The organism is Aureimonas sp. N4 (assembly GCF_001463925.1).
In the GTDB taxonomy this organism is placed as follows: domain Bacteria; phylum Pseudomonadota; class Alphaproteobacteria; order Rhizobiales; family Rhizobiaceae; genus Aureimonas; species Aureimonas ureilytica_A.
In genome coordinates this window covers 1-6,717 of record NZ_BBWS01000064.1, presented here as the reverse complement: position 1 = coordinate 6,717, position 6,717 = coordinate 1, and the positions used below count along the sequence as shown (strand labels likewise).

The window sequence follows — 6,717 nt, the reverse complement described above, 5'->3', positions numbered from 1 at the left end:
GCCCGTACATTTCGCGTGATCGTAGAAGCTCCATTATCACGAGCTCGACGGGTGATATGCGAGGCAAGTCGGTCACGGGCCAGTTCCTATGGGGTGGTCTAAGAAATGTAGGACTGAGTCTTACAAAATGCAAGAGCACTGCATCGCGAGCTGATAAAGCGGCATGCACATTCGTGATGATTGACTTTGGCGGCTAACGCCTTGATAGGCGGCTCACCGCGCGATGGGTATCTCAGCCAATCGAGTTGTCCAAGCCGGGCTCTTCATCGCCCGCTTCGTGTCGAACGATCGTGCGCCGATCCCCGCCGTCCCGAGCGCCAGCGTCTCGCGTCCATAGCGGGAGTTCACCGCGTCCATGACCGACATCAGGTCCGCGCCTCGGCTGTCAGTTGCGGCGAAGAGGTCCGTCTGCTCCCGGCCGATGTCGCACAGGTCTTCCAACATTACACCGCACTTCGTGTAGACGCCGCCCTCCTGCCACATGCTCTCCACCATGCGGGACGCCCAGCGCACGATGACGCGCGTGTCGTTGGTTGGCGGCGAGAGGCGGCAGGAACGCTGCGCGGAGGGCGCGTTCGCCTTGCGGCCGTTTCCATGCGCAAAGCCGATCAGCCGGCCGGCCACCGACCCCTGCTCGCGAATCTTCTCGGCCGCGCGCGCCGCGCGCCGCGCCATCGCCTCGCGCAAATCCTCGATCGTCGTGACCGGCTCGCCGAACATGCGCGTGACGGCTGTCGCTTGGCGCTTCTCGGGCTCGATGACCAACTGATCGTCGCCGACGCCATTCAGTTCGCGCACGAGCCGCTCCAGCACCACCGTGCCGACGCTGCGCGCTTGATGCGGGTCCATGGCCGCGAGATCGGCCGTGGTGCGAATGCCGAGCGGCGCGAGGCGCTCCGACAGCGCGCGGCCGATGCCCCAGACCTCGGACACGGGCCAATTGCGAAACAGATGCCGGCGCAGGTCGACGTCGTGCAGATCAATGACGCCGCCGAACACCTTCTCGCCCGCCTTGGCGAGGCCGTTGGCGACCTTGGACAGGGTGCGCGTGGGGCCGAGCCCGATGCGCGTCGGCAGGCCGGTGTCGCGCTTGACCTTGGCGATGACTGCGAGGGCGGTCGCGGTGTCACCCAGCCCGTCCGCGCGCACAGGCAGACGGAACCAGCTTTCGTCGATGGAATAGATTTCGATCTGGTCGGAGAACTCGGAGAGGACCGCGTTGAAGCGGCGGTTCATGTCCGAATAAAGCTCATAGTTCGAAGAGCGCAGGGCAAAGCCGTGCCGCTTGATCAGTTCGCGCATCTTGAAGACAGGTGCGCCCATCTTCACGCCGAAGGCCTTCGCCTCGGCCGAGCGTGCGATGGCGCAATGGTCGCCGTTGGATAGGACGAGGACCGGCACGCCGCGCAGGGTCGGATCGAAGACGCGCTCGCTCGACACATAGAAGTTCTCGACGTCCACCAGCGCCCAGGTCATCGCTGATAGTCCCGCACCCCGGCGCGCACGACGCCCCAGATTTCCACGGTCTCGTCGCAGATGCAGAGGGGATAGCTCATGCGCGCGTTGCGCGGTTCGAGATAGCCGACGCCCTGGCGGATCACGAGCTGGCGGCAGACGAAGCCGCCCTCGACGATGGCGATCACGATCGAGCCGTTGCGCGCCTTCGCGTCTCGATCGACGACGACAATGTCCTGATCGTTGATCCCGGCGTCCGTCATGCTGGAGCCGGAGATGCGGAAGACGAAGGCGGCCGCGCGGTCGAGGCGCAGAAGCTCGATCAGGGATAGCGCATCGTCTTGCCAATCCTGCGCGGGCGAAGGGAAGCCGGCGCCGGCCGATGCCACGATCCGCAGCCGGAAGCCGGGCGGGACGGCGGTGAGGGGAACAGGATGGTTGGTGTTGGGGAGCATGCGTGATCCTGCCGGCGATTCGGTTCGTAAACCGAACATAACGGGAACAGCTTGCTTGGGAATAGATACCTTATGCCGCTGTGGATTGTGGGAGGCAAGTGTTGCTTGGTCGCAGCCGAAAAGCGCGAATCGCCTGTGAACTAGGAAAGAAAGCCGACGATCTGCTTTGATTATCGCAAAGGGCTGCCCCATAATGTGCGGGCATTACCCGACGGGCCGGCTCCAGTGCCGAGGAGCAAGGCCAGCATGCCTGACAAGACCCCCGCCGAATTCACCCCCGGCCACACGCAGACCGTTGATGCCTGGACCGATGGCCGAAACCACCGGATCGCTTGTGGCTCGTTCGCCAAGCTCCCGTTTGCGGGCTACCGCGAGCGCGCCCGGCAGCCCGTGCAGTTCCGCAATCTCGGCGTCGATATTCGCATGGCCGAGGTGGACAATCCGGCCTTCACGAAAGCCGCGCGCGAGAGCGCGGACAATCCGCGCACCGTCACGGCCGCGCGCAACTCCAACGAAAGCCCGCTGGTGCGGCTGGAGCACATGGGATCGATCGACGCGCGACAGGCGCGCGCCGGGCACATGTTCCGCCAGCTTTACGAGCGCATGATGGGCGGGCAGCGCTCACCCTCCTTCCTGCAAATCCGCGTCGATGGCGGATCGGCACCCGATACGTTCACGGAAAGCCGGGGCCGGGCGTCGAGCCAGTTGCGGGCGATCTCGGAGGAGATGACGCCCGACGATTATGCCGTGGTGCGGTTCGTCTGCGGGGAAGGCCGCTCGCTTCGAGAACTCGACAAGACGCTCGGCGTGCGCAAGGGCGGCGGCAAGCTGCGCCTCGTGGCCGCGCTAGACAAGCTGTCGGACGTGTTGGGGCTTGGGAAGCCGAAGGCGAAGGATGGCTAAGTCGCTCACCCCCGCTGGCGTGTCGCCCGAAATGCTCCACGAGATGGCCCGGCGCGTAGAGCGCCTGACGGTCTCCCGCCGCGATCCGGAGGCCTTTTTCGTGGAGCGGTCCGAGATCGCCGACGCCTTGCGCAAAGAGGCGTGGAAAGCGGAGCGTGAGGCGCGCGAAACCCCAAGAGCATAAGTGAAGCGACCCGTCTCCCAACACGCCACAAGAAGCGTCCTCAGGCAGCGAAAGGCTCAGTCAAGCGCCTCAACCTAAGATAGATAATAATCCAACAGGAGCGTGTGTAATGACGAGCATCGGAAATCTGCTACAAAATCGCTCATCGAGCACCGAGAAGGTTAGAGTATTTGCAGATCGCGCCAAAATGATAACCTCCATCGCCGAAATCTATTCGCGAGGAGGTTATAGGATGAAGCCGACAACCCATGCGATCTTCACCACCGGTAAAGCTCTGAAGCCGGAGACCCAGGAGGAAAGGTCGAAGCTCAACGGAACGCTCTCGCTCGCCGACTTGAATGAATATCGGGCCAACAGCGGGCTCAAAACGACCTTGTCCCAAATCGACTTCGACACGCTGCTCAAGCGAACCGAAGGTCACTTCGAAAATTTCACGGCCGATGCGACGATGAACTATCGACGCAACCTATACCTCAGGGACATGAGCGAGGATTTCACCCCAAACGGTCGCTCATAAGGGCACTGCTTCGATAGATGCCATGCAACTTTGCAACCAAAAGCCCGTTCCCAAACGCAGTATGGTTTAGCGCTTGACAGGCGGGGTCGCTAAGAGCATAAAAGACCCATGGTCGGAAGAAGCGCGCAAAACGCCTCTCCGGCCTTTTTCATGTCCAATTGACGGTTTGTGGCGCGCCGGAAGCGCCCGATCAGCTTGCCGGCCGGGATGGTCCCGTCGGCGAGACGCCCGGCCTGGCGGTTGATGCGCCGGGGAGACGGACCCGGCACGGTCCTGTCTCCCCCTACGCACCCACCCGGCATTGAAGCGGCAATGTGCGACATGGCTTTCGGTTCCCACAGTCGGGACGGACCCGGCTTGCCCCACGCACCTTCCCGGCTTCCTGCGTGTTCGGCGAATTAAGCAAGCCGGCGCGCACGCCGCGCCCATAGGCGGGTAGAAGCGCGACAGTTCGCCCGAACGGGCAGCAGGATCAGGACGGCGAGTGTGGTGGCGAGCACCTCTCGCTGATGAGGGCCTAGCGGGGTTCAATCGCGACAGCCCGAGGCGAGGAGTTACGGCTGGGATCGTATCCCACCGTCCTGAGCGATATGCGGCCGTGAGGTTACCCGTCTACGCCGGACATCCGCGCGTCCCACGGGTCCAAGCGGTGATAGACAGCGGAGCAGGCGAGCGCGATGGAACGCGGTATCTCAACCGGACGCCCGTCCTCGCGCCTTTGGCCGCGCTCGTAGTTCTCGACTGTCGGCTTCGAAATGCCGAGTTCTTCGGCGGCTTTGGCCTGGCTGTATCCCATCATGGTGCGCCATGCCTTGAAGTCGTCGGAGGTCATGATAATCTTCCTTGCAGAAGGGGGTGAGGAAGCTTTCCCTTCGGTTGGGGCCGGCATTCGCGCCGGCCCCTCTCGGCTTAGCTCCAGGTCAGTGTCAGGCGCCAACCAAACAGACTGATCCGAAGCGTTACCTTCCGAAGTTTCACATTCCTCACCCCCTTTCACCTTGCGGGGCCTTATCGCCCCGCCTGATCTTTGTATCGTACTGTGTACGACATTGCAATCGAATTTTTCGTACTAAGTACGACTTTGTGTTGCCCTGATGGAATGTCCAGAGGGCGCATAGGTGAAAGCGGGCATCCGTCATCTGGAGGCGTTTCCTAGATGGCGTGACTGACACCCTTCCGGTTTCGCGGCGAGTGACGCTACTCGGATCGCGCGGGACGGCTCGCTCTCACCTATTCAGCCCTCATAAAGATAGAGAGAATGCCCTTTGAACGGGTATGGGGAGATCCATTGCACAATTGCGCGGAGCTGATCGATCCGGCCGTGCTCCGAAAGAGATTGGCCTAGAACGTGCAGCGCTGCCGAATTCGGATCGTGGGCGAACGTTGTGCATCGAGGCGCCAAGTCAAACAGGCCGTCATCCCATACGATAGGGATGACGTAGAAGCGGGTTTCCGAGACGAGGTCCATAGGATTTCCTATCCAAGTTGATTCGACTTTCGGAAGGTGGCCCCTGACCGATTGTTCTATCTCGGCGAAACGCAGCCCGTCCGCTTCGGCAGCCAAGGTCTTCTCGTTTGGAGGTGGCGTGGACTATCGTGAAAACGAGATCGCGGTGCTGTCGGCCAGCATCGTTGCCTTCCTGAGCAAGGAAGGCGCGGACATCGAGATCAAGCTGGCGGCCCTGAAGGCGGCTACGTCTACGATCGACGCGGCTATCAGCGCGAAGGCGCAGCTGGTCGCACTTCAAAGCATCCTCGCCGGTCCTCGGCGCTAAACGTCCCGAACTGGAGGCAGCATGACGCGTCAACCGAAGACGGCGCAAATGCGCGCTCGCCTTCGCGCGATGGTGCGCCGGGCTGCGATCCGCATGGCGATGCGCTGGTCTGTGCGGTCGGCGCGCATTGAAGACGGAGCGCTGGTCGTGTTGGCGTTGCCGGCTCGACTGTCCTTCGCCGAGCGGTGCGAGATCGGCACTGCATTCGGGCGCGCAGTCGGTGCGCTGCCTGCGCGGAATGTCTCCATTCTGATGCTTCCCGAAGGCGCATCGACACATGTAGCCCCGAGCGCGAGGGGGTGAGATGGCCAAGGTTCGAATGCTTCGCCCTTCCATCCCCACGATGGACGCGCGGATCGCCAAGCCTCCGCCGAAGGAGGCAGACCCGCACTACCAGACGCCCGAACATCGCGAATGGCGGCTTGCGGTGATGCGGCGCGCCAAGTGGCGCTGCCAGCATCCGGGCTGCTCGGTCAGCTATCCCGACCGCCTCTTCGCGGACCACATCGTGGAGCTTCGCGACGGTGGCACGCCCTTCGATCCCGAGAACGGGCAGGCGCTCTGCGGGGCGCACCACAGCAAGAAGACGGCTCAAGCGAGGGCGGAAAGGGCGAAGCGATGAACGAGACTGTCAGGCTGATCCTCGAGGCGACGCTCGAAGAACTCAAGGCGGCGAAGCGGAACGGGGAACATAAAGCGGCCAGTCTGCATCGCGACGCCGCAAGGATTGATGCTGAGGTGGCCGAAGTTCAGAAGCGGATCGACGACATCTGCGCCACCCTCGCTTCCGAGCCCGCCGCATGAAACGAACCCGCTTCGGGAAGCTGCCTGCGCATCCAAGCCGCGCTGACCTGAGGCAGGACATCCGCATGATGCGGACGACTGGCTTGGTCTCAGCCCATAACGGCTGGCGAGCCCGACGCTGGGGACTTCGGTCACAGCTTGCTTCGATGCGGTCTCGGACTGCATTCGCCGGGTTCGCATTTTCCAAGACCCTCCCATTCCCACGCTTGGCTTGCCGGCTTCGGTATTATTGCTGGCGGCCGCACGAGCGTGCGTACCTTCGGAGCCTTGCTGGTCTCGCATAGCAGGGGGTGGGGGGTTCGAAAGTCTGCGGTCGGGTAGGGGGCTCAACCGCATGGGTCCCCATTCGCAGAATTAATCCCCCCATGCAAAAACAGGGTGCGTACCAGTACGCAGGGTGACGCGTGCGAACGCTTAGAGCCACAACGGATTGGAGTGCGATTGAAGCCGCCTATCGGACCGGTACGCAGTCGGTGCGCGACATTGCGGACCAGCACGGCATAACCGAGGGCGCGATCCGCAAAAAAGCCAAGGCATCCGGCTGGTCTCGCCCCGCGGCCGCGCCCAAGCGGCCGAAGAAGAAGGCGGTGATCGCAATGACGATCATCCCGCCCCGCCCGCCCG

The 6,717-nt window shown here is 62.8% G+C and carries 10 protein-coding genes; 6 read left to right on the top strand and 4 right to left on the bottom strand.

What is annotated here, in order from left to right; all coding sequences use genetic code 11:
* Positions 1–213: 213 nt before the first annotated feature.
* Positions 214–1,476: a Y-family DNA polymerase gene (locus tag AUL28_RS21495; protein ID WP_082640627.1), complete on the bottom strand. Its 1,263-nt coding sequence runs from the start codon at positions 1,474–1,476 to the stop codon at positions 214–216.
* The gene (locus AUL28_RS21490; protein ID WP_062236947.1) at positions 1,473–1,910 is read right to left on the bottom strand and encodes a LexA family protein; all 438 of its coding nucleotides are present in this window, start codon (positions 1,908–1,910) and stop codon (positions 1,473–1,475) included. The genes AUL28_RS21495 and AUL28_RS21490 overlap by 4 nt, the downstream gene beginning before the upstream one ends.
* Before the next feature lie 246 nt (positions 1,911–2,156).
* On the opposite strand from AUL28_RS21490, the gene AUL28_RS21485 reads away from it, so the two are divergent.
* The 3 genes from AUL28_RS21485 (at position 2,157) to AUL28_RS21475 (ending at position 3,514) form a co-directional block, all read left to right on the top strand.
* A complete protein-coding gene (locus tag AUL28_RS21485) occupies positions 2,157–2,813 on the top strand; it encodes a DUF6456 domain-containing protein (protein ID WP_062236944.1) in 657 nt (218 codons plus the stop codon).
* Positions 2,806–2,997: a hypothetical protein gene (locus AUL28_RS21480; RefSeq protein ID WP_062236940.1), complete on the top strand. Its 192-nt coding sequence runs from the start codon at positions 2,806–2,808 to the stop codon at positions 2,995–2,997. The genes AUL28_RS21485 and AUL28_RS21480 overlap by 8 nt, the downstream gene beginning before the upstream one ends.
* A 109-nt stretch (positions 2,998–3,106) precedes the next feature.
* Entirely contained in the window at positions 3,107–3,514 is a 408-nt protein-coding gene (locus AUL28_RS21475) for a hypothetical protein (RefSeq protein WP_156420135.1), read from the top strand.
* 604 nt (positions 3,515–4,118) lie between these two features.
* Here the strand turns inward: AUL28_RS21475 and AUL28_RS21470 are convergent.
* Positions 4,119–4,346: a helix-turn-helix domain-containing protein gene (locus tag AUL28_RS21470; protein WP_062236933.1), complete on the bottom strand. Its 228-nt coding sequence runs from the start codon at positions 4,344–4,346 to the stop codon at positions 4,119–4,121.
* Positions 4,347–4,748: 402 nt separating this feature from the next.
* Positions 4,749–5,078, bottom strand: coding sequence for a hypothetical protein (locus AUL28_RS21465; RefSeq protein ID WP_156420134.1), 330 nt, complete (start codon positions 5,076–5,078; stop codon positions 4,749–4,751).
* A 22-nt stretch (positions 5,079–5,100) separates the two neighbouring features.
* Between AUL28_RS21465 and AUL28_RS21460 the strand changes: the two genes are divergently transcribed.
* The 3 genes from AUL28_RS21460 to AUL28_RS21445 all read left to right on the top strand — a co-directional run bounded on the left by AUL28_RS21460 (position 5,101) and on the right by AUL28_RS21445 (position 6,093).
* Positions 5,101–5,289 (top strand): hypothetical protein, encoded by a 189-nt coding sequence (locus tag AUL28_RS21460; protein WP_062236927.1) that lies wholly within the window; start codon positions 5,101–5,103, stop codon positions 5,287–5,289.
* Between the two features lie 319 nt (positions 5,290–5,608).
* Positions 5,609–5,911, top strand: a complete 303-nt coding sequence (locus tag AUL28_RS21450; RefSeq protein WP_244493598.1) for an HNH endonuclease — start codon at positions 5,609–5,611, stop codon at positions 5,909–5,911.
* The gene (locus AUL28_RS21445) at positions 5,908–6,093 is read left to right on the top strand and encodes a hypothetical protein (RefSeq protein WP_062236916.1); all 186 of its coding nucleotides are present in this window, start codon (positions 5,908–5,910) and stop codon (positions 6,091–6,093) included. Before AUL28_RS21450 ends, AUL28_RS21445 begins: the two co-directional genes overlap by 4 nt.
* Positions 6,094–6,717: the final 624 nt, after the last annotated feature.